The organism is Bradyrhizobium sp. STM 3566, from assembly GCF_045571445.1.
GTDB classification, from domain to species: Bacteria; Pseudomonadota; Alphaproteobacteria; order Rhizobiales; family Xanthobacteraceae; genus Bradyrhizobium; species Bradyrhizobium vignae.
Genome location: NZ_CP120692.1, coordinates 1169931 through 1190792 on the forward strand (window position 1 = coordinate 1169931; position 20862 = coordinate 1190792).

At 65.4% G+C, this 20862-nt stretch carries 27 protein-coding genes; 12 read left to right on the top strand and 15 right to left on the bottom strand.

Annotated elements, in window-relative coordinates:
• The first annotated feature begins 126 nt into the window (after positions 1–126).
• The 3 genes from P6U27_RS05595 to P6U27_RS05605 all read left to right on the top strand — a co-directional run bounded on the left by P6U27_RS05595 (position 127) and on the right by P6U27_RS05605 (position 1399).
• A complete protein-coding gene (locus tag P6U27_RS05595; RefSeq protein ID WP_122401014.1) occupies positions 127–579 on the top strand; it encodes a MaoC family dehydratase in 453 nt (150 codons plus the stop codon).
• Positions 579–1058 (top strand): MaoC family dehydratase, encoded by a 480-nt coding sequence (locus P6U27_RS05600; protein ID WP_122401015.1) that lies wholly within the window; start codon positions 579–581, stop codon positions 1056–1058. Before P6U27_RS05595 ends, P6U27_RS05600 begins: the two co-directional genes overlap by 1 nt.
• Before the next feature lie 197 nt (positions 1059–1255).
• Positions 1256–1399 carry a hypothetical protein gene (locus tag P6U27_RS05605; protein ID WP_164936753.1) on the top strand — a complete coding sequence of 48 codons (144 nt, stop codon included), beginning with the start codon at positions 1256–1258 and terminating at the stop codon, positions 1397–1399.
• 38 nt (positions 1400–1437) lie between these two features.
• Here P6U27_RS05605 and P6U27_RS05610 read toward each other — a convergent pair whose 3' ends face one another.
• From P6U27_RS05610 to P6U27_RS05630, 5 genes are all read right to left on the bottom strand, one after another.
• Complete coding sequence (locus P6U27_RS05610; protein WP_164936752.1) at positions 1438–1575, bottom strand: hypothetical protein; 138 nt, start codon at positions 1573–1575, stop codon at positions 1438–1440.
• 300 nt (positions 1576–1875) lie between these two features.
• Positions 1876–2298: a hypothetical protein gene (locus P6U27_RS05615; protein ID WP_122401016.1), complete on the bottom strand. Its 423-nt coding sequence runs from the start codon at positions 2296–2298 to the stop codon at positions 1876–1878.
• A gap of 328 nt (positions 2299–2626) precedes the next feature.
• The gene (locus tag P6U27_RS05620; RefSeq protein WP_209295933.1) at positions 2627–3535 is read right to left on the bottom strand and encodes a hypothetical protein; all 909 of its coding nucleotides are present in this window, start codon (positions 3533–3535) and stop codon (positions 2627–2629) included.
• Between the two features lie 265 nt (positions 3536–3800).
• Positions 3801–4241: a nuclear transport factor 2 family protein gene (locus tag P6U27_RS05625; RefSeq protein WP_407193728.1), complete on the bottom strand. Its 441-nt coding sequence runs from the start codon at positions 4239–4241 to the stop codon at positions 3801–3803.
• A 223-nt stretch (positions 4242–4464) separates the two neighbouring features.
• Positions 4465–4911 carry a nuclear transport factor 2 family protein gene (locus P6U27_RS05630; RefSeq protein ID WP_209295934.1) on the bottom strand — a complete coding sequence of 149 codons (447 nt, stop codon included), beginning with the start codon at positions 4909–4911 and terminating at the stop codon, positions 4465–4467.
• A 134-nt stretch (positions 4912–5045) separates the two neighbouring features.
• On the opposite strand from P6U27_RS05630, the gene P6U27_RS05635 reads away from it, so the two are divergent.
• The gene (locus tag P6U27_RS05635; RefSeq protein ID WP_245163174.1) at positions 5046–5336 is read left to right on the top strand and encodes a hypothetical protein; all 291 of its coding nucleotides are present in this window, start codon (positions 5046–5048) and stop codon (positions 5334–5336) included.
• Between the two features lie 63 nt (positions 5337–5399).
• Here the strand turns inward: P6U27_RS05635 and uvrB are convergent, their stop codons facing one another.
• The 4 genes from uvrB to P6U27_RS05655 all read right to left on the bottom strand — a co-directional run bounded on the left by uvrB (position 5400) and on the right by P6U27_RS05655 (position 9953).
• Positions 5400–8333: an excinuclease ABC subunit UvrB gene (gene uvrB, locus P6U27_RS05640; RefSeq protein WP_129142554.1), complete on the bottom strand. Its 2934-nt coding sequence runs from the start codon at positions 8331–8333 to the stop codon at positions 5400–5402.
• A gap of 93 nt (positions 8334–8426) precedes the next feature.
• Positions 8427–8654: a hypothetical protein gene (locus P6U27_RS05645; RefSeq protein ID WP_122401020.1), complete on the bottom strand. Its 228-nt coding sequence runs from the start codon at positions 8652–8654 to the stop codon at positions 8427–8429.
• A 54-nt stretch (positions 8655–8708) separates the two neighbouring features.
• Positions 8709–8933 (bottom strand): hypothetical protein, encoded by a 225-nt coding sequence (locus tag P6U27_RS05650; RefSeq protein ID WP_035710417.1) that lies wholly within the window; start codon positions 8931–8933, stop codon positions 8709–8711.
• A gap of 105 nt (positions 8934–9038) precedes the next feature.
• Positions 9039–9953 (bottom strand): LysR substrate-binding domain-containing protein, encoded by a 915-nt coding sequence (locus tag P6U27_RS05655; protein ID WP_129142667.1) that lies wholly within the window; start codon positions 9951–9953, stop codon positions 9039–9041.
• A gap of 153 nt (positions 9954–10106) precedes the next feature.
• On the opposite strand from P6U27_RS05655, the gene P6U27_RS05660 reads away from it, so the two are divergent.
• The 3 genes from P6U27_RS05660 (at position 10107) to P6U27_RS05670 (ending at position 12082) form a co-directional block, all read left to right on the top strand.
• Positions 10107–10886 (top strand): sulfite exporter TauE/SafE family protein, encoded by a 780-nt coding sequence (locus tag P6U27_RS05660; protein ID WP_129142553.1) that lies wholly within the window; start codon positions 10107–10109, stop codon positions 10884–10886.
• Complete coding sequence (locus tag P6U27_RS05665; protein WP_122401023.1) at positions 10883–11113, top strand: hypothetical protein; 231 nt, start codon at positions 10883–10885, stop codon at positions 11111–11113. Before P6U27_RS05660 ends, P6U27_RS05665 begins: the two co-directional genes overlap by 4 nt.
• A gap of 261 nt (positions 11114–11374) precedes the next feature.
• The gene (locus tag P6U27_RS05670; protein WP_129142552.1) at positions 11375–12082 is read left to right on the top strand and encodes a glutathione S-transferase family protein; all 708 of its coding nucleotides are present in this window, start codon (positions 11375–11377) and stop codon (positions 12080–12082) included.
• 48 nt (positions 12083–12130) lie between these two features.
• On the opposite strand, the gene P6U27_RS05675 is transcribed toward P6U27_RS05670, so the two are convergent.
• Positions 12131–12343, bottom strand: coding sequence for a cysteine-rich CWC family protein (locus tag P6U27_RS05675; RefSeq protein WP_122401026.1), 213 nt, complete (start codon positions 12341–12343; stop codon positions 12131–12133).
• A gap of 216 nt (positions 12344–12559) precedes the next feature.
• Here P6U27_RS05675 and P6U27_RS05680 point away from each other — a divergent pair, with 216 nt between their 5' ends.
• The 3 genes from P6U27_RS05680 (at position 12560) to P6U27_RS05690 (ending at position 15808) form a co-directional block, all read left to right on the top strand.
• Entirely contained in the window at positions 12560–14125 is a 1566-nt protein-coding gene (locus P6U27_RS05680) for a DUF1800 domain-containing protein (RefSeq protein ID WP_164936751.1), read from the top strand.
• A 2-nt stretch (positions 14126–14127) separates the two neighbouring features.
• Complete coding sequence (locus P6U27_RS05685; RefSeq protein WP_164936750.1) at positions 14128–15345, top strand: DUF1501 domain-containing protein; 1218 nt, start codon at positions 14128–14130, stop codon at positions 15343–15345.
• Positions 15346–15484: 139 nt separating this feature from the next.
• On the top strand, positions 15485–15808 hold the full coding sequence (locus P6U27_RS05690) for an antibiotic biosynthesis monooxygenase (RefSeq protein ID WP_122401029.1): 324 nt from the start codon (positions 15485–15487) through the stop codon (positions 15806–15808).
• Between the two features lie 167 nt (positions 15809–15975).
• Here P6U27_RS05690 and P6U27_RS05695 read toward each other — a convergent pair whose 3' ends face one another.
• From P6U27_RS05695 to P6U27_RS05715, 5 genes are all read right to left on the bottom strand, one after another.
• On the bottom strand, positions 15976–16431 hold the full coding sequence (locus P6U27_RS05695; RefSeq protein ID WP_129142549.1) for a GNAT family N-acetyltransferase: 456 nt from the start codon (positions 16429–16431) through the stop codon (positions 15976–15978).
• Between the two features lie 171 nt (positions 16432–16602).
• Complete coding sequence (locus P6U27_RS05700) at positions 16603–17415, bottom strand: PAS-domain containing protein (RefSeq protein ID WP_129142548.1); 813 nt, start codon at positions 17413–17415, stop codon at positions 16603–16605.
• A 128-nt stretch (positions 17416–17543) separates the two neighbouring features.
• Entirely contained in the window at positions 17544–17690 is a 147-nt protein-coding gene (locus tag P6U27_RS05705; protein ID WP_162500030.1) for a hypothetical protein, read from the bottom strand.
• Positions 17691–17775: 85 nt separating this feature from the next.
• Positions 17776–17952 carry a hypothetical protein gene (locus P6U27_RS05710; RefSeq protein ID WP_162832045.1) on the bottom strand — a complete coding sequence of 59 codons (177 nt, stop codon included), beginning with the start codon at positions 17950–17952 and terminating at the stop codon, positions 17776–17778.
• A gap of 156 nt (positions 17953–18108) precedes the next feature.
• A complete protein-coding gene (locus P6U27_RS05715) occupies positions 18109–18759 on the bottom strand; it encodes a glutathione S-transferase family protein (protein ID WP_122401032.1) in 651 nt (216 codons plus the stop codon).
• A gap of 346 nt (positions 18760–19105) precedes the next feature.
• Between P6U27_RS05715 and P6U27_RS05720 the strand changes: the two genes are divergently transcribed.
• Entirely contained in the window at positions 19106–19297 is a 192-nt protein-coding gene (locus P6U27_RS05720; RefSeq protein ID WP_164936749.1) for a hypothetical protein, read from the top strand.
• A gap of 61 nt (positions 19298–19358) precedes the next feature.
• Positions 19359–20561: a pyridoxal phosphate-dependent aminotransferase gene (locus tag P6U27_RS05725; protein WP_122406393.1), complete on the top strand. Its 1203-nt coding sequence runs from the start codon at positions 19359–19361 to the stop codon at positions 20559–20561.
• Positions 20562–20862 lie beyond the last annotated feature (301 nt).

The following is a 20862-nucleotide window of genomic DNA, read 5'->3' on the forward strand; positions in this document are numbered from 1 at the left end:
CCCTCGGCTGATCCGACTCAAGACCACCGCCGCCACCGCCTATGTAGCACGAGCCATGCGGGCCGGCGGGTTGAGATTGCCGCAAAGTGCGGCCACAATCTGTCATTCCCGCAAAGCTTTCCCGAGATGACCCTGACCTTCGAAGACTTCCCGCCCGGCCGGTTCGGCACGTTCGGCCCGCGCCATGTCACCCGCGACGAGATCGTGGCCTTTGCCGCCGAGTTCGATCCGCAGCCGATGCATATGGACGAAGAGGCCGCAGCCAGAAGCATGCTGCGCGGCCTGTCCGGCTCGGGCTGGCACCTCTGCTCGCTGATGATGCGGATGATGGCCGACGGCTTCATCACCCGTGCCGCCTCGCTCGGCTCGCCCGGCGTGGATGAGGTGCGCTGGCTGTCCCCACTTCGCCCTGGCGACGATCTCACGCTCGATGTCGATGTCGTGGAGGCGCGCACTTCCAAGAGCCGCCCGGAGCTCGGCATCGTCAAGTTCAAATGCACCGCGCGCAATGCGGCGGGGCAGGCGCTTGCCGAGATGACCTCGCCGATCCTGATCAAGCGGCGCGAGGGAGCGGTCTGATGCGGTTCTTCGAAGACATCGCGATCGGACAGCGGCGCGAGCTCGGCAGCTATACGTTCACGGCGGAGTCCATCAAGACATTCGCCCATAAATTCGATCCGCAGCGCTTTCACCTCGACGAGGAGGAAGGCAAGAACTCGCTGTTCGGCGGGCTCGCCGCCTCGGGCTGGCATGTCGGCTCGGCCTGCATGAGCCTGGTTGTCGCCGACGGCCAGCGTCTGGCGCAGGAAGCCGCAGCACGCGGCGAGGAGGTCGCGGTGTGGGGCCCGTCGCCGGGCTTTCGCGACCTGCGCTGGATCAGGCCGGTGCTCGCCGGCGATACCGTCTCTTACGTCAGCGAAGTCGTCGACAAGCGCACCTCCGCCTCGCGTCCCGGCTGGGGCATTTTGACGGCTCGCACCACCGGCACCAACCAGCGCGGCGAAGAGGTCTATTCCATCACCGCCAGCGCCTTCGTGCCGCTGCGAAAGACGAACTAGATCAGTTCCAAGATGGACGGGCAAATGAGTGCGCGAGTGTTGCCCTCGCGCTATGGACGCGATTCCGGGCGGCTGCCATAAGCCTGCGCAACATGGTTACCGCGAAGCAGTTTGGCGGAACCGGGGAGATGCTAACTAATTATGAACCTGTCGCTGCCTATTTGAAACGAATTGGCAGAGGACAGGGGACGAGGACCATGGCTGACCGCGGCGCACTTAAATTCGTTGGATTCATCTTTGCGACCGCGACGCTGGCCGTGATGCTGGTCGCCGGCATGGTGGTGAAGGGCTATGCCGATGGCGCCTACACGCTGGAAGCCTCGACCGTGGAAGCCCCGTAAGAATTCGTTGATCTTCCGGGCCCGTGCCCGGCCCTGTGTCAGCGGCTGTAGACGAACGCCAGTACCGCGATCGCAACCACCAGCAATCCGACAAAGCGCAGCATGATCGTGCCGAGCTGATTCGGCGCGGGCCGCAGCGATATCGGGTCCGTGTTGTCGGGCCGAATGCTTTCCATGACATGTCCCCTGAGTCCGGCGCTGCCTGCACGGGTGCTTGGCATTGGTCGCGGGGGAGGGGCTGAGGGTTCAATGCCTCGCGCTGCCGCATCCATCGCCGTCATGTCCCGGCGTGACCGGGGCATCCAATACGCCGCGGCCTCTCGATTCAATCACTGCCGCCTCTGGGATACTGGATCGCCCGGTCAAGCCGGCGATGACACCTTCGTTGATGAGAGTGTCCACCCATCATACCCACAAATCAAAACCGCCGCGCTCTCCTTTCGGGAACGCGGCGGCCAATGGCGTCGTGCGAATGATCAGCTGTTGCGGAGACCGTCGGCGGCGCGCTTCCACTGCGCGACGTTGTCGGCGATCATACGGGTCGACTTCATCGCGGCCTGGCTGAGCTGGGCGTAGCCGGAGATCTCGCGCTGGACGCGCTGGCCTTCGGCATGCAGCAGGTCGCGCAGGCTCTCGAGCTCGGAGATCAAGTTCTCGATCTCGGCGAGCGAGGTGCCGGCGACGCGCTGGATCAGCGAATTGACGTTGTTGACGGTGGCTTCCGCGCTCGGGTCGAGCGGCGGCGCGTCGGCGGTGCTCGATGCCGGACGGCGCAGATAGGCGATGTCGTTGCGGACGAAATCGCGGATGCCGGCTTCGACCTCGGTCACGGCGGCGAGGTTGGTATCGACCGTCTCGGTCTCGGTGGATTCGATCTTTTCCGGGCGAGTGGCGTTCATCGTTGTTCCCCTGTTCGCGTTGAGCGCAGCGCGAGTGTCCCCCGCACGACGACGTCTGTGAGGCAGCCCGCATCAGGGCGTCCGATTTTGACCGCAAAGGGGCCGAGATGCGGCAAGGGAGGACCATTCGGGGGTTTTGCCGTGGCGCATGGTTAGGGGAGTGTGAATCGGCGGGAGCCTCCATCTCCTCATGGTGAGGAGCGCGAAGCGCGTCTCGAACCATGAAAGGCCCAGCTCTAACGGCGGGGCCTCGATCCTTCGAGACGCGCTCCTTCGGAGCGCTCCTCAGGATGAGGGGTGGATGAGGGGAGAGCGTGGAGCGCTGGTCTCACCAGCTCTTCTTGAAACCCGCCGTCACGCTCTTGTTCAGCGCACCTTGCGAAGTCTCGCCAACCGAGCCGGAGACGGTGATGTTGTCGAACAATTTTTGCTCGGCGCCGACTTTGCGCAGCCATTTGTCGTCGGTGGTCGACAGCGTCTGGCCGGCGGTGATGCTGGTGCCGGTGTCGGTGAGGGTGATCTTGGCGGTCTGGTCGGTCTCGTAATTGCGCGTGACGTGGCCGCCAATGCCGGGGACTGCGGTGGTACCCTGCTGGTTGACGCTGTAGCCGTTCTGCAGCGTCAGCGAGGTGTCGCCCGACAGCGGCATCGATTTGGACAGTGACGCCCCGATCTTGCTGTGCTCGGCGCCGGGATCGACCCGGGCTTCCACCGCGGTCTTGTCCCAGATCGCGCCCGCGCCGGGCGCAGTCGCCGCCGCCCAGGCGCTGCCGGAGGATTGCGGCAAGCTGCCGCCATTGGTGGCCTTCTGCGCCAGCAGCTCGGACATCGTCTTGGGTTCGCTCGTCACCGTCATGTCGGCGCCGACCCGCGTATCCCAGAACGAGAACACGGACTGTTTCACGGTCACCGCCGACGAGCCATTTGCATTGGGGTTGGACGACCAGTCCAGGCCCTCCTTGGCGGCGGCCTCGGCACGCCTCTTCGCAGCGAGGGGATCGATGCCGGTCCCGGCATCGACCGCGAGCTGGCTCCAGTCGAGCTTGTCGACGTCGATGCCCTTGAGCACGTCGGGATCGTTGACGTCGGGGGCCTCCGCGGCCTCGGCCGCTTCGTCGTCAGGTGCGGCCGGCGTCGGCGCAATGATCTGCGCCGAGACCGTCAGTGCCGAGCCAAAAATGAATGCGGCCGCCAGCAATGGCAGCCTGGTCCAGCCAAACCCTGTCGAGAATTTCATCGTCCTGCCCGCGAGCCCCGGCGCATGCTTTGCGATAGTTATATATCGGCCGTCCGCAAAGACCATGCGCCATTCCGCGCTGAAAATGCCGATTCATCGTTGCGGAATTGTGGCGGTTCGCTGGGGGGCGAACCAACGGGCCGCGCGAAAGGTGCGCGCCCGATGACGAGCTCTTGATGCGACGGCATCCGGCGGGGCTGGAGGCCAGGACGTCGCGCCAGGCAAGGTCATCGGTCCCGATAGGCGGGACCCGTTGGCGTCCCCTTCAGCCGACGCTGGTCATCTTCGGCAGATGAATGGCGCGGCCGAGTGCCTGCTCGACCAGGTCGAAGGTGTCGATCAGCACGCGCATGCTGACGAGCTTGCCCGCCTTGAACTGGGCGAACTGTGCCACGCGCAGGCTGATCGGCTTGCTGGAGTCCAGGGCCGTCAGCGAATAGCGCAGCATCGAGGCGGCGGAATCGGCGCCCAGCATGATGCTCTCGCGGTCGAAGCGGCGGACGTGGAAATTTTCGGCGAGCTGGCGGATGACGTCGAGCACGGCATCCTTGCCCTGCCGCGCGCCGAAAAACGGAAACATGTCGATCGGGCCGTAGAGCGCCCATTCGACGTCCTCGTCGAGCAGGGCTTCGATATCCCTGAAGTGCCGGTCGTTGATCGCGCGGTGCAATGCGCGCGAGAAACGCCAGAGGCTGTGCTCTGTCATTTGGGCAGTCCTGACGCTGGCTTGCGGAAAAAAACGGAAACCAACCCCATGCACCGTAAACGTGCCCTGGGGCGCTCAACCCATTTGTATGCGAACGAAATAGCCGATTTCGGTCAAAACGCAATTCACAATTTCGCAAAGCACAATTGAGCGCGTTTTGTGAGATTTACAATAGAACCCCGTAATTTTCCGGTCTCCGGCCGGCACCAGGGAGAGAGAACGATCAGTCCACCCGCGTCCCGACGATCAGCGGGCCGATCTCCCGTTCCAGCACCTGCTGCACGAGGTCGTAGGAATCGATGATCTCGCGGATCTGCGCCACCAGCCCGCCGCGGAAGGTGTAGAACACCGCCATGTCGAACTGCACGATGCGATCGTTGCTGCGCTTTCTGAAATAGGTGTGCATGTAGGTCGCGACCGCCTCGCCCTCGGCGAGGATGTGCGGTGCCTTGTAGCGGATTTCCGAATAGCGCGACCAGACCGTCTGCCAGAGCTCGCGCAGCTCTTGCTTGCCGTGGCGCGGCGCCATGTGCGGCAGCACGTCGCTCGGCGCGTGGGTGAGGAAGTCGACATCGTCGGTGCAGCAGGATAGCGCCGTCTCGATATCGCCGCGCGCGAAGGCGTCGAGCAGATGCACGACGCGTTGGCGATTCAGCTTCTCCAATGTCATCACGCCCGTCCTCGTTTGGCCCCGTGGCGCTCCGCAACGCTAACGCGCCGCAAGATCACAGGGGAGTTGCAGAGATTTTGACGCGCGAGCGCAATGCCCGGTTCATCGCACGCAACTGCAGGTTGACATATGGGATGGCTGCACGAATTCGCGCCCTCTGCGGCTACCACGACCTCGTCGGCGACCCCGGCGTCGCCATCTTCGTCGCCATCGCCTCGCTCGTCCACGCGATGCTTGCAGTCACGCTCGGGCCGAGCTTCCCCGCCCTCTTCAAGACCGTCTACGAGCCGAAATTCTTCGAGGCGCAGTTGTCGCTGTCCGACAAGATCACGGCATGGCGTACCCAGCCGGTCGCCTCGCTTCAGCTCGTGACGATTGTGCTGCTGCAGTCTGTGATGGCGGTGGTGACGGCGAGCGTGGGGTGAGGGGCACAAATCTCTCCTCGTCATTCCGGGGCGCCGCGGAGCGGCGAGCCCGGAATCCGCCGCTTACCTCTTCTTCCACCCGCCGCGCCGCCCCGGCGCCCCGCCCGTCGACTTCGGCGCCGGCCCGAACTCCGGGCCCGACTGCCGCGAATCCGTCGGCTGGATGATCCGGCTGGTGCTTCCGAACGGCTTTGACGGCAGGTTCGGGCTCGCGCGGTAGGGCAGGGATTCCGGGCCGTGCATTTCGTCGAGATGCGGCTTGTGCACGCGGGAGCCCTTGCCGCCGCCGGCCTTCAGCGCGGTTGCGGCGCTCTTGTTCTTCATGGCGCTGACGGGGAGGTTGGCGGCGTCGCCGTACTTCTTCGCGCCGGCATAGGCGCCGGCCCTGCTCTGCACGGCGCGCTGTTTGGCGGTGGGGTCGTCGACCACGGCGAGCTCGGTGGCGCGCAGGCGCTTGACCTCGTCGCGCAGCCGCGCGGCTTCCTCGAAGTTCAGATCGGCGGCGGCCTCGCGCATCCTCGTCTCGAGATCGGCGAGCACGGCCTCGAAATTGTGGCCGATCGAGATGACGTCGTCGGTCATGTCGTGGCCGCCGACCTCGACCAGCACGTGGTCGCGCTCGTAGACGGAGTTGAGGATGTCGCCGATCTGCTTCTTCACGCTCTCCGGCGTGATGCCGTTGGCCTTGTTGTACTCGACCTGCTTCTCGCGGCGGCGGTTGGTCTCGGCGATGGCGCGCTCCATCGAGCCGGTCATGCTGTCGGCATAGAGGATGACCTTGCCATCGACGTTGCGTGCGGCGCGGCCGATGGTCTGGATCAGCGAGGTCTCGCTGCGCAAGAAGCCTTCCTTGTCGGCATCCAGAATCGCGACCAGCGCGCATTCGGGAATGTCGAGGCCCTCGCGCAAGAGGTTGATGCCGACCAGCGCGTCGAACGCGCCGAGACGCAGATCCCTGATGATCTCGATGCGCTCGATGGTGTCGATGTCGGAGTGCATGTAGCGGACGCGAATGCCCTGCTCGTGCAGATATTCGGTGAGGTCCTCGGCCATGCGCTTGGTCAGCACGGTGATCAGCGAGCGGTAGCCCGCCTGCGCGGTGGCGCGGACCTCGCCGACGAGATCGTCCACCTGGGTACGCGCCGGGCGGATGTCGACGGGCGGATCGATCAGGCCTGTGGGGCGAATGACCTGCTCGACGAACACGCCGCCGCTCTCGTTCAGCTCCCAGCTGCCCGGGGTCGCCGACACCGCGATGGTCTGCGGCCGCATCATGTCCCATTCCTCGAACCGCAGCGGGCGGTTGTCCATGCAGGAGGGCAGGCGGAAGCCGTATTCGGCCAGCGTCGCCTTGCGGCGGAAGTCGCCGCGGAACATGGCGCCGATCTGCGGGATGGTGACGTGGCTTTCGTCGGCGAAGATCAGCGCGTTGTCGGGGACATATTCGAACAGCGTCGGTGGCGGCTCGCCGGGCCGGCGTCCGGTAAGATAGCGCGAATAGTTCTCGATGCCGGCGCAGCTTCCAGTCGCCTCCATCATCTCGAGGTCGAAGGTGGTGCGTTGCTCCAGACGCTGCGCTTCCAGCAGGCGACCCTGATTATTCAGCTGATCGAGCCGCTGCTTCAATTCGAACTTGATCGACTTGATCGCCTGCACCAGCGTCGGGCGCGGCGTCACATAGTGCGAATTGGCGTACATCTTGATGAATTCGAGCTCGTCCTGCTTGTGGCCGGTGAGCGGATCGAATTCCTCGATGGCCTCGATGGTGTCGCCGAACAGGTTCACGCGCCAGGCGCGGTCTTCATAGTGCGCCGGGAAAATATCGATCACATCGCCGCGCACGCGAAAGGTGCCGCGGGTGAAATCGGCCTGGGTGCGTTTGTACTGGAGCGCGACGAGGTCGGCGATGAGCTGGCGCTGGTCGATACGTTCGCCTTTCTTCAGCGCAAAGGTCATGGCGGTGTAGGTCTCGACCGAGCCGATACCGTAGATGCAGGACACCGACGCCACGATGATGACGTCGTCGCGCTCGAGCAGCGCGCGCGTCGCCGAGTGCCGCATGCGGTCGATCTGCTCGTTGATGGACGAATCCTTCTCGATGTACGTGTCCGTGCGCGGGACATACGCTTCCGGCTGGTAATAGTCGTAATATGAGACGAAATACTCGACCGCGTTGTCCGGGAAAAAGTTCTTGAACTCGCCATAGAGCTGGGCCGCCAGCGTCTTGTTCGGCGCCAGGATCAGGGCCGGGCGCTGCGTCGCCTCGATCACCTTGGCCATGGTGTAGGTCTTGCCCGAGCCGGTGACGCCGAGCAGCACCTGGCTGCGGTCGTTGCGCTGGATGCCCTCGACCAGCTCGGCGATCGCGGTCGGCTGGTCGCCCTTGGGCTCGTAGGACGATTTGATCTCGAAGCGCACGCCGCCTTCGGATTTTTCCGGGCGTGGCGGCCGGTGCGGCGTCCACACCTTCATGGAGCCGTCGTCTTTGCGGAACTCAGGCCGGCCCTCGCGGATCAGCGACTCCAGCGCATCCGCGGTCGCCTTGACGCCGAGCGCTTCCATCTTGCTGCGCGGCGGACGCGCCAGCGCCTCGGCATCGTCCTCTTCCGTCGGCAGGCCGAGCTGACGCGCCAGTTCCGGATCGAGCGTCGGGATCGTGGCCGCCGTGCCGTAATTGGCCTGCGGCGCCTCCTCGAAACCACCGCTCCCTCCCCCCGTGTGGGGGAGGGATGTTGGCCGCGCCATATCCTGCGGAAACTGCTTCGGCGTCGATGCCCGCGCGCGATGCGCCGCAGCCTCGCCCCCGGCGCGGCGGTCACGCGAATTGTCCGGCGGCGGCTGCAGGCCGGTGCCCGAGCCAAGCCCGGCATCGCCGCGATTGATCGCCGGATTGAGCAGCTCGGCCAGCGCCGGCCCGATCGGCTGCACGTCAGGCCGATGTGCTCTGGATTTGGGGGACTTGCCGGATTTTTCGGAGGATGCAGGTTTCTTCGCCATGGGGCGAATATGGGACGAGTCCGCACCGCGATAAAGGGCGAATGCCCGCTGCCATGCAGGCTGCTGACAGCAGGTTGGCAGCAGCCTTGCGGTTCATGCCGCCGGCGGCGGCTCATTGTCATCCCCGGCCGTGATGTGAGGCTCGAGGATGTCGAGATGAATGCCGCCGCAATCCGTGCAGCGCATGGTCCAGTACTCGCATCCGGCACGACCGCCGATCACGCGGAGCACCGCGAGATCGCCGTCGCATTCCGGGCAGTTGGACAGCACCGCGCGGGCGTAGATCCGCGGCCGCGCCGCGTTGATTTCGATGATGGACATGACCGGTTTTCCCCTTGCGCCGCCCCGTCTCTGGTCCGCCCGCGGACCCGTCGTCTATTCGTCGTCGCCGTCGGCCCGCCGGCGGAAGCGATCGATGTGGTGCTTGGCATCGGCAATCGCGGCATCGCGATCGGGCCAGGCGAAGCCGACTTCCATGGCAGGAAACAGCACGCCGTCGATGGCCACCGGGCTGAAATCGGCACGCCGGATCCGCGCGTGCCACAGCCCCTTGCCAGCTTCGAAGGATTCGATGTCAAAGCCGTCGTAAAGGGTCGTCATGAGTGTAGGTCCCACGTTTCTTTTCGGAGGATCAGGGGACCATGTTTGCGGATTTCAGAATGTGAAGCCGTTCACAAGCAGTCGGCTTTTTTGCCCGGGGGGGCCTCAACTCCGCGCCGCGGCGCGGCCAATCCGCCGCGGGCGGGCGGCGGGTTCCGACGCCGCTCGCATGATCCAGCGGCGGAACGCGGCAAAGTCGCGCTGCTCGGTCTGAAAGCTGCGATAGAGCAGGTACCAGCGCATGCCCTTAGGGACGGAGAGGTCGAACGGCGCCACCAGCCGGCCGGCGGCGAGGTCGTCGTCGATATAGGGGCGGATGCCCATGGCGATGCCGAGCCCGTCGGCGGCGGCCTGCAACGCCTGGCCGTAGAACTGGAACTCGGGCCCGCGCGCATTGATCCGCGCAGCGCCTGCGGCCTTCAGCCAGATCGGCCAGTCCTCGGCTGAGTGCGCGACGCGGATCAGGCTCGGTCCCTTCAAATCGGCCGGACGCTTCAGGCCGCCCGCGAGGCGGGGCACGCAGACGGGGGTGAGATCGCCGGCGAACAGCGGCTCCGCGACGAGACCGGGCCAGTCGCCGGTGCCGAGCTTGATGCCGCAGCTCCAGTCCTCGCCGAACGGCACCGCGGCGCCGCCGGTGGTGAAGCGCACCTCGATGTCGGGCTCCTCGCTGCGGAACTCCGACAGGCGCGGGATCAGCCAGCGCATCGCGAAGGTGTGGCCGACGCCGATGGTGAGCACGCGCACGCTGGCAGGCGCCGTCACCTGCGCGGTGAGGCTTGCCAGCGCATCGAAGATCGGGGTCAGTCCGCCCTGATAGGCGCGGCCGGCCTGCGTCAGCACCAGGCGGTTGGCCTTGCGCTCGAACAGCGCGACGCCTAGTCGCTCTTCGAGCAGATGCACCATGCGGCTGACGGCGGCCGCCGACACGCTCAGCTCCAGCCCGGCCGCAGCAAAGCTGCCGGTCCGCGCCGCCGCCTCGAACGCCTTGATGCCGTTGAGAAACAGCAGCCGCCGCAAATGATCCGCCCTCAGGAAAGCTGATGCCAGGCCAAGATAACTCAGTTTGCGCGAGAGGAGCAAGCGAGGCACGTTCTCCTTCGCCTTCCCCCAAGCGGGGCAAGGGGGAATTGGCAACTTGCGTCCCCAACCCACCGGCAGGAGATACCCTTCGTGGCGCCCATCATGATCGCTGCCCTCGGATTGCTGATGGTCGCCACCGCGTTCCTGTCGGGGCTGTTCGGCATGGCGGGCGGGCTGATCCTGATCGGCGTGCTCTTGGCCTTGATGCCGCTGCCGACAGCGATGGTACTGCACGCGATCACGCAGATGGCCTCGAACGGCTGGCGCGCGTTCCTGTGGCGGGCGCATATCCGCTGGCGGCCGGTCGCGAATTATATGGTCGGCGCCGCGGTCGCGCTCACGGCTTGGTCGCTCACCCGCTACGTGCCGGACAAGCCGACCGCGCTGCTGATGCTCGGCGCCACGCCGTTCATGGCGCGGCTGCTTCCCGCGAACATCAAGCCGGATCCCGACCGTCTCTGGCAGGGCACGGTCTATGGCACGATCTGCATGGGCTTGATGTTGATGACCGGCGTCTCCGGCCCGCTGCTCGACACCTTCTTCCTCGGCGGCGATTTCGGCCGGCGCGAGAAGGTCGCGACCAAGGCGATGTGCCAGCTCGTCAGCCATTTCACCAAGCTGGTCTATTTCGGCGGCATCATCGATCAGGCCGCGAGCCTCGATCCCGTGCTCGCCGGGGTCGCGATTCTCGCCTCGATGCTCGGCACCACGCTGGCACGGCGCATCCTCGAAGCCATGACCGACCAGCAATTCATCGCCTGGTCCAACAAGCTGATCACCACCATCGCCTGCTACTACATCGCCCATGGCGGCTGGCTGTTGCTTCGTGCGCCGGTGCTGGCCGCCTTCGACAGGGGAGGTTTGCAATGAGCGAGACCGTCGATCCGCTGGTGCTGGACTTCGTCGAATGGGTGGCGCGCGAGCCGCGCGCCTATGCCGAGGTGATCGCGACCTGGAAGACCTCTTGCCCGCGCCTCACGATCTGGGAGGACGCCGCCGACCGCGGCTACGTCGCCCGCGAGACGGTTGCCGGCCTCGGGCTGGTCATCGCGGTCACCAAGGACGGCGAGAAACTGCTGCGCACCAACGGGCGGTGAAGCGCTCGCTTTCTCGATGTCTCGCTGTCATCATCCGCGAAGGCGGATGATCCGGTAGACACCGGCGGCAGTGCATCTCACGACTGCCGCGGCGTACTGGATGCCCCGGAGAAGCCGGGGCATGACAACAGAATTTGGCGTGGACATCTCTCACCACATCGTCATTGCGAGCGCAAGCGAAGCAATCCAGAATGTCTTTCGCGGCGGCAGTCTTCGTCGCAACAGCTCCTCGCAATGACGGAGCGTGTGGAGACACCTTGCATGTCGCTCAAATTGTTCGAACTCGTCGGCACCGACCCCGCGCGCCCGTTCAGCCCGTATTGCTGGCGCACGCGGATGGCGCTGGCGCACAAGGGTCTATCGGCGGAATCACTGCCCTGGCGCTTCACCGAGAAGAGCGCGCTTGCCCCGCACGGCTCCGAGAAGGTCCCGGTGCTGTTGCACGACGACAAGCCAGTGGTCGATTCCTGGACCATCGCGACCTATCTCGAAGACAATTTCCCGGATCGCCCGTCGCTGTTCGGCGGCGAGGGCGGCCGCGCGATGGCGCGCATGATCAACGCATGGGGCGACATCGCCATCGTCGGCGGCATCTTTCCGCTGATTATCGCCGACATCCCGGCGAACCTTGCCGACGTCGACGCCGCCTATTTCCGCAAGTCGCGCGAGGCGCGCTTCGGCGGCAAGACCCTCGAGGAGATCATGGCGAGCCGCGATGCCGGCGTGGTCGCGTTCCGCAAATCTCTGGAGGTGATGCGGCAGACATTCAAGACGCAGCCCTTCATCGGCGGCAACGCGCCGAACTATGCCGACTACATCGTGTTCGGCGGATTCCAATGGGCACGCGTGGTCAGCCCGTTCAAGCTGCTGGAGGCGGATGATCCAGTCTACGCCTGGCGTGAAAAGCTGCTGGATGCGTTCGATGGCATGGCGCGCAAATCGCCCGGACATCAGGTGCAGGTTTCGTAGCCGGATGGCAGCGAAATCCGGGGATTGTGCCTGCAGAACGTTTCCGGATTACGCTTGCGCTCCGTCCGGGCTAGGCGCCTCCGCCGCCCTGCGCAGACACTCCCGGCACAGGCAGTCCTCGCCCTCGACCGGCATCGGCAGTCGCGCGGTTTCCTCCGCGCACCAGCAGTTGCCCGAGAGATCGCAGCCGAACTCGCTGCCGCAGCGGGAGCAGGCGAGGCGCCGTGGTTCCTGCAATGCGGGTTCTTTCGGATTTGTCATGATTTACGTCGAAGCTTCGCCGTCATTTTTCATGTCGGGTTCATCTGTCGCTCCGGTATATTAGAGCATGATCCGGAAAAGTGTGGAGCGGTTTTCCGAAAGGATCATGCTCGAACAATAACCTGGAGCGCGATGGTGATTCATCCTGATCCCATCGCGCTTCAGGCGCCGCGAACGTATCAGGAAAGCGGCTCCCAACGCGCGAAGGACAGATCGATGGCTCGCGATTCGCAAGCCGCCCTCATCGCACTCAACCGCTTCGGCTTCGGCGCCCGCGGCGGCGCATCGGGCGATCTCATCAACGCAGCATCCGACCCGCGCGGCTTCGTGAAGGCCGAGCTTGCGCGTCCCAATGGCGTGCTGCTGGAAGCGCCCGGACTGCAATCGACGCCGCAACTCGGTCAGGCCGTGTTCGCCTATCAGGACCAGGTCAAACAGGCGCGCGAGGCCGCCAAGGAAACTGCCAAAGCCGGGGGGCCCGCCGAAACGCCGGCACAAGCGCCTGCCGATCAGACGCCGGGGCTGCGCCGCAATCTCTCGCTGAACGCTGCGGCGGAGATCACCGGGCAGATGGCGGAGGCGAAGCCGACCGAGAACACCGCCAAGTCCGAGACCATGCAGCCCAACGCGGCCACGCCGCCTGCGGCAAAGCCGGCACCGCAGCCGCTCAACGTGATTCAAAAGATCTTTCGCGCCGAGGCGCTGGCACGCCTGCAGCGCGCGACGCTCGTCGATTGCGGCTTCACCGAGCGTCTCGTCGTGTTCTGGTCCAACCATTTCTGCATCTCCGCCGGCAAGGGCGAGCTGGCGCGGATCTGGGCCGGTTCCTTCGAGCGCGAGGCGATCAGGCCGCATGTGCTCGGGCGCTTCGCCGACATGCTGAGGGCGGTCGAGCAGCATCCGGCCATGCTGTTCTTCCTCGACAACCAGCAATCGCTCGGACCGGACTCGCGCGCGGGCCAAAACCGCAAGCGCGGGCTGAATGAAAATCTCGCGCGCGAGATCATGGAGCTGCATACGCTCGGCGTCGGCGGCGGCTACACGCAGGGCGACGTCACCTCGCTCGCGCGCATCATCACCGGCTGGACCTTTGCCGGACGGCAGGGGCAGTTGGGGGCACCCGGCTCCTTCGTCTTCAACGTCAACGCGCATCAGCCCGGGCCGCAAGTCCTGCTCGGCAAGACCTACGACGCCGCCGGGCTCGCACAGGGCGAAGCCGCGCTCGCCGACCTCGCGCGACATCCGTCGACCGCGAACTTCATCGCCACCAAATTCGCTCGGCACTTCGTCGCCGACGATCCGCCGCCGGTGCTCGTCGCGCGGCTGCGCGATGTCTTCGTCAAGACCGACGGCGATCTCAAGGCGCTCGCGACGGCGCTGGTCGATTCCGATGAGGCCTGGAAAGCGCCGCTGACCAAGATGCGCAGCCCTTACGATTTCCTGGTCGCGAGCGGCCGGCTGCTGGCGCGCGTGCCCGAGGATCCCGGGGTGTATCTCAACGGTCTCAACCTGCTCGGCCAGCCGCTGTGGTCGCCGGCAGGACCCAACGGTTTCCCCGATACCAGCGCCGCCTGGGCTGCGCCCGAAGGCATGAAGCTCAGGCTCGACATCGCCGCGCGGATCGGCGCGCGGCTCGGCAACAACATCGATCCGCTCGACCTGCTGGAGTTCGCAGCGGCGGACGCGGCCTCGACCGAAACGCGCCGCACCATCGAGCGTGCGGAGTCGCGGCAGCAGGCGCTGGCGCTGCTCTTGATGTCGCCGGAAATGCAGAGGAGATGATGATGACCGATTGCCTCGAGAACCGGCTCCTCACCACGCGCCGTGGCCTGCTGCTCGGCAGCGCCTCCTTTGCAGCCTGGGCTTACCTGCCGAAATTCGCCCGCGCGGCCGACGGGCGCGATCCGCGATTGATCGTGGTGATCCTGCGCGGCGCGCTGGACGGGCTCTCGACCGTCGCGCCGATCGGCGATCCCGATTATGCCGGCCTGCACGGATCGATCGCGCTCACGGCCGATGGAGCCCATCCCGCGATCATGCTCGACTCGTTCTTCGCCTTGCATCCGGCGATGCCGGAGTTCGCGCGCATGTATAGGGATCGGCATGCCGCGGTGATTCATGCGGTGGCGACGCCCTATCGCGACCGCTCGCATTTCGACGGTCAGGACGTGCTCGAAAGCGGCTATGCCGGCCCCGGCCGGGTGCAGTCCGGCTGGCTCAACCGCGCGCTGGAGGCGCTGCCGCGCGGCGAGCGCGTGTCGAGCGGCCTCGCGGTCGGGCCGACCACGCCGCTGGTGCTGCGCGGCAACGCGCCGACCGTCGGCTGGGCGTCGGTGGCGCTGCCGCAGGCCGACGACGACACCGCGATGCGGCTCGTCGAGCTCTATCGCCACCGCGATCCCGTTCTGGCCTCGGCGCTGTCGCAAGGCCTTCAGCTCGACAAGGTCGCGAGCGGCGACGACATGAAAGCGACGCGCGGCAACGCCGTCGCACAGATGCGCCAAGTGGCGCGCGGCGCCGCCAAACTGATGGCGGCCGATGACGGCCCGCGCATCGCCGCACTCGCCTTCGACGGTTGGGACACGCATGCCAATGAAGGCGGCCCGGTGGGGCGTCTCGCCTTCCTGCTCGGTGGGCTCGACGGCGCGCTCGCCGAATTCGAAAGCTGCTTGGGCAATCGCTGGCGCGACACCATCGTGGTCGTTGCCACCGAGTTCGGCCGCACCGCGCGCATCAACGGCACCGACGGCACCGATCACGGCACCGGCACGATCGCGCTGCTCGCCGGCGGCGCCGTGAAAGGCGGCCGCGTCATCTCGGACTGGCCGGGCCTCAAGCTCGCGAACCTGTATGAGAGCCGCGACCTCAAGCCAACGACGGATCTGCGCTCCGTGATCAAGGGCGTGCTGCAGGACCAGTTCGGCCTGTCGGATCGTGTGCTGGCGGAGACGGTGTTTCCGGACAGCGCAAGCGCAAGGCCGATGAAGGGGCTTGCGGCTTAGCTGTCATTCCGGGCCGTGCGAAGCGCGAACCCGGAATCCATCTCTCCACACTTTCTGCAGAAAAATGGATTCCGGGCCCGCGCCTTGCGGCGCATCCCGGAATGACGAAATATCGGCGGAGCATCAGGAGAACCACCCCATGTACATCGCCATGAACCGCTTCCGTGTCGCCAAGGGCTCCGAGGCCGCCTTCGAGCAGGTCTGGCTCACGCGCGATACCCATCTCGACAAGGTGCCAGGCTTCATCGAATTCCATCTGCTGCGCGGGCCGGAAGCCGAGGATCACACGCTGTACGCTTCGCACACGGTCTGGGCGAACCACGCAGCCTTCGAGGCCTGGACCAAGTCGGAGGCGTTTCGCGCGGCGCATCACCGGGCCGGCGACAACAAGCCGCTTTATCTCGGCCATCCTCAGTTCGAGGGATTCGAGGTCATGCAGACGGTGGGGCGCGGCGCGAAGTGACGCTGTCGCAAAAAAATGCGGCCCCTGTCAGACGCGGCGACTGACGGGGACCGCTTGGGCGCTTGATCGGAGACGGGGGGCCTGACCAGACGCAGGGGCAGCCTAACCTTGCTATGTTACGCGCGGGTGACAGGCGGAGTTATCCACAGGACCCCACGGCACAGGACTCAGAAGATCTTGCGATAGACGATGAAGCCGGAGCGCTCTGCGACCTTGTCGTACAGGCGCTGCGCCGTGAGATTGGTCTCATGTGTCTGCCAGTAGACGCGCGGCGATCCCGCAAGTTTTGCCCGCTCGTAGACGCCTAGGATCAGCGCCGAGGCGACACCCTTGCCGCGCGCCGCCTCGAGCGTGAACAGGTCCTGCAAATAGCAGGACGGCTCGATCGCGGTGGTGCTGCGATGAAACAGATAATGCGTCAGCCCGAGCAGGCGGCCGCCGTCCTCGGCGACCAGCGCGTGCATCGGCTCGTAGGCATCGAAGAAGCGCTGCCACGTCATGCGCGTGATCTCGGGCGCGAGCGCGGTCGGACCGGAGCGGCCGTAGAAGGCGTTGTAGCCGTCCCACAGCGGCAGCCATTGATCGTAATCCTGCCTGGTGACGGCGCGAATGGTGAGGGGCATGTGAATTTCCGCGATCAATCAAGTGCCCTTCATACGTGATGATCGGTGCAGCAATCAATCGCGCTGTCAGTTGGGCACGAAGAGGATTGGCTAGCTCAGGATTCGGTTCACCTCTGCCCGTCGGGGAGAGGTGAACCCCGAGCGCCGCCAGTGCTTGCGTTCGACCCTGTTCTACTCCGCGAAGCGCAGATACCGGATCAGCTTGCGGCTCGCGGGGTCGCGCAGCGAGCGGTAGTAGTCGGCGCGCGACGGCGCGTCGGTGTGGCGCACGAGGTCGGTCACCGGGGTGTAGCTCAGCATCCGTCCGCCGTCGGGCAGCGCGGTGCAGACGAAGCGCAGCACCTCGCCGCTGCGCAATTTGATGTTGATCGGCGTGGCATCGCCGACCCGCACCATCTCCATGCGCTGCGCGATGAAGGTGCCGAGCTCGTCCGCGGGCAGCTCGAACGCGCCGGTGTCGCGGCCGTGATACATCAGCGCGATGAAGGGCGGCTTGCCGTCGGCGATCTCGTCCGGCACCCCAAAATAATCGCGGAACGCGCGGTTGATGAATTCGGCCCGGGTCTCGGCATCGAGCAGCACGATGCCGATATCGATCTGGTCGAGCGCGGCCGACAGCCGCGCGGCCGTGGCGTGGCTCCGGCGTTCGGCCGCGAATGTGCGGAGCAGCCGCTCGCGCATCAGGCCGGTGATGCCGGCCGTGCCGGCGGCCGTGATGGCCAGGAGCCCGAGCCGGATCAGATCGGCGGGCCCATAGCCGGACACGCCCTGGCGGCTGAGGAAGAACAGCGCCGTGCCGATCACCGCGACGACCGCGGTCGTCGTCGCGGCGGCGAGACCCGCGAGCGCGCCGGCGAGAGCCACGATGCAGACGAACAGCGGCGCGGGCGAGGGCGTGGGGATGAAGCGGTCGAAAAGCAGTGCCAGCAGCAGGGCTGTTGCCGTCAACGCCGGACCGCAGATCGCGCGCCATCCGAACCGCATGGACCAGTCTCGCTCCTTCCGAACGATGTAAGGCCGCAACACTGAGTGATTGTTGCGCGAGCGCGATGCGATTTCGTGCGGTGTGCTTAAGGCGCGCTTGCGTGCAAGCGCAGGGTTTTCGGATGATTTTAGACCATATGCGCGTGCTTGACGCGCTGTTGCAGCGTCGGCGCATTCAGCGTCGATGTCCCCGCGCCCTTGCGCGTGCCGACGATGATCAGCAGCGATGCCGCGACCAGGATGGCCGCAGTCAGGGTGATTGCAACGACTACCACAGGTGATTTCATCGACGTCCTGTCGCAATGCCGGTCGGCGCGGGCCCCGTGGCGCCCTGAAGGCTGGTCCAGGATGAAACGGGAATCAGACCGGCAGGCCCATCGCCATGGTCGCCTTGGTCGACAGCACCGTCAGGGTGACGATCAGGCACAGCGAGAGCGCGGCGACGGCGAGCGAGGCCGCGACCGCATGGGTGAGCCGGGAAGACGCGACGGTAGCGGATGGGCTTTGAAAGCCTGCCGTGCCGGACGCCCGCATCATTGGTCTAAATCCTTCAACACGCGAGCGAATCACCCGCGATTTTCCGGAAATTCCCAGTTTCAACCGGCAATATTGCGGCGGCGATCGCGCTGAAAGTGGCGGGATTGCGGCAAAGGCGGTCCTTATGCCCGCTATTCGCCGGAGCCGGTCGCGCCGTCAGGCGCCCGCCGCGATGCTGGCGGGGTCGTCGATGTCGGCCGGGCGCCAGTCCATCGTCACGAATCCGGGCGTGGCTTCGACGCGTTTCAGCCAGTCCCGGATCGCCGGGAAGGTCGAAAGATCGAAGTCGCAGCGGTCGGCGAGGTGGGTGTAGCCGTACAGCGCGATGTCGGCCACCGTGAGCTGGCGCGCGGCGAAATAGGCGTTGGTCTTGAGATGGTTCTCCATCACCTGGAGCGCGCCATAGCCGCGCTCCATCCAGTCCTCCAGCGAATGGGTCTGGAGATCGCGGCCGCCCTTGACCAGCGACAGCCAGAAATAGGCCGCGCCGATGTTCGGCTCGAGCGCGTGCTGCTCGAAGAACATCCATTGCAGCGCCTCGGCGCGGTCGATGCGGTTCTCCGGTGCGAGCGGCGTACCGACGGCGACGTACCAGAGGATGGCGTTGGACTCGGCGAGATAGCGGTTCTCGCCGACCTCGAGCAGCGGCACCTGCCCCGAGGGGTTCTTGCTCAGAAAATCCGGCGTGCGGCTCTCGCCGCGCAGAATGTCCACCTCCACCGCTTCGTAAGGCAGGTTGAGCAGCGCCAGCGCAAGGCGGACCTTGTAGCTGTTGCCCGAGCGTTGCATCGAATAGAGCTTGTACATTCTGGGGTTCGAATCCGAGGACGGGAAGACGCGGCGCTCGTTGCCCCGCGAGGCGGCTAAACAATGATGCCGATGCGAATCCGCCGCAAGAGCCAGCCAATAGAAAAACTCGAAAACCCTACCGCACTGCAATGCTGCGGAAGATCATTTCCGCGCGACGATGCAATTCAGTTCACGCTTGCGTCAACGCGGGCAGGCATTGCGCCGCGCATGAGCGAGAGACGGTTGAGCGATTGAGTTAGGTCGCTGCCATAGAATCAGCACGCCGTCATGCCCGGGCTTGTCCAGGGCATCCACATTCTTTGCGCCGTTTGGCAGGACGTGGATGGCCGGGACGAGCCCGGCCATGACGGTGCAGAAACAGCGCCACGCGCAAGCAAAATTGCTCCGAGGACAGGCCTTGCCGGATATGAGGGATTTGGCCGGCAAAGTTGCGCAATATTGCGGAAAATCGCACCTTGAGACGGTCGAAAATCATAAACTTTTCCGAGATCGGGCCGAAGTTTCTTGCGGCGCAGCGGCACACGTTTTAGGGTAGCTCATTCCCACAATCAGAGTCGTGAGGCGAAAGGCTTCACGACGCTTGTCAGGAGATGACGATGTCCTTCCTTGCCGCTGCGCTCGACCGTGTGAAGCCGTCCGCGACCATCGCGGTCACGGACAAAGCACGCGCGCTGAAAGCGGCGGGGCGCAACGTCATCGGCCTCGGTGCCGGCGAGCCCGATTTCGATACGCCCGCCAACATCAAGCTGGCAGCGATCCGCGCCATCGAGGCCGGCAAGACCAAGTACACCGCGGTCGACGGCATCCCCGAGCTGAAGGAAGCCATCATCGCCAAGTTTCAGCGCGAGAATGGCGTGGCCTACAAGCCGAACCAGATCATCGTCGGCACCGGCGGCAAGCAGGTGCTCTACAACGCGCTGATGGCGACCATCAATCCGGGCGACGAGGTGATCATTCCCGCACCGTACTGGGTCAGCTACCCTGAAATGGTCGCGCTCGCCGGCGGCGAGCCGGTGCCGGTGGTCTGCCCTGCCGGAACCGGTTTCAAGCTGCAGGCGGAGGCGCTCGAGCGCGCGATCACGCCGAAGACCAAATGGGTCATCCTGTGCTCGCCGTCGAACCCGACGGGGGCCGCCTACACCAAGTCGGAGCTGAAGGCGCTCACCGATGTGCTGATGAAGCATCCCCATGTCTGGGTGATGACCGACGACATGTACGAGCATCTCGTCTATGACGACTTCCAGTTCACCACCGTCGCACAGGTCGAGCCCGGCCTCTACGACCGCACGCTCACCGTGAACGGCGTCTCCAAGGCGTATTGCATGACCGGCTGGCGCATTGGCTATGCCGGCGGTCCGGCGCATCTCATCAAGGCGATGGCGACCATTCAGTCGCAATCGACCTCGAACCCGTGCTCGATCGCGCAGTGGGCCTCGGTCGAGGCGCTGAACGGTCCGCAGGAGTTCATCCCCGCCAACAACAAGGTGTTCAAGGAGCGCCGCGACCTCGTCGTCTCCATGCTCAACCAGGCGAACGGCATCGAGTGCCCGCGTCCCGAGGGTGCGTTCTACGTCTATCCCTCCTGCGCCGGTACCATCGGCAAGAAGGCGCCGTCGGGCAACGTGATCGGCAATGACGAGCAGTTCGTCACCGAGCTCTTGGAGACCGAAGGCGTCGCCGTGGTGCAGGGTTCGGCCTTCGGCCTCGGCCCGGCCTTCCGCATCTCTTACGCGACCAAGACCTCGGACCTCGAAGACGCCTGCAAGCGCATCCAGCGCTTCTGCGGCAACCTGCGCTGAGCCGAGGACAGTGTGCGAATTGAAAAGGCCCGCTTCGGCGGGCCTTTCTTGTTGTGTTTCGATAAGCGGAGTCGGATGGACTTTTGCTCTGGTCGGCGTTGTGCCCGGCCCCTCACCCGGATCACATCTGCGACGACTGTAAGGGACGCACGTCTCTCTCGCTCCCTCGCCCATTCTTACTGGGAGAGGGTGGGGCGAGGGGCCTCTCTCCGCGAATTCGATTCTAAACGCGTCCGATCTGGCAGCCACAACGCTCTTGTGGCATAGACGATCGCGCGGCGTGTGCCGCGTCCTTCCTGCT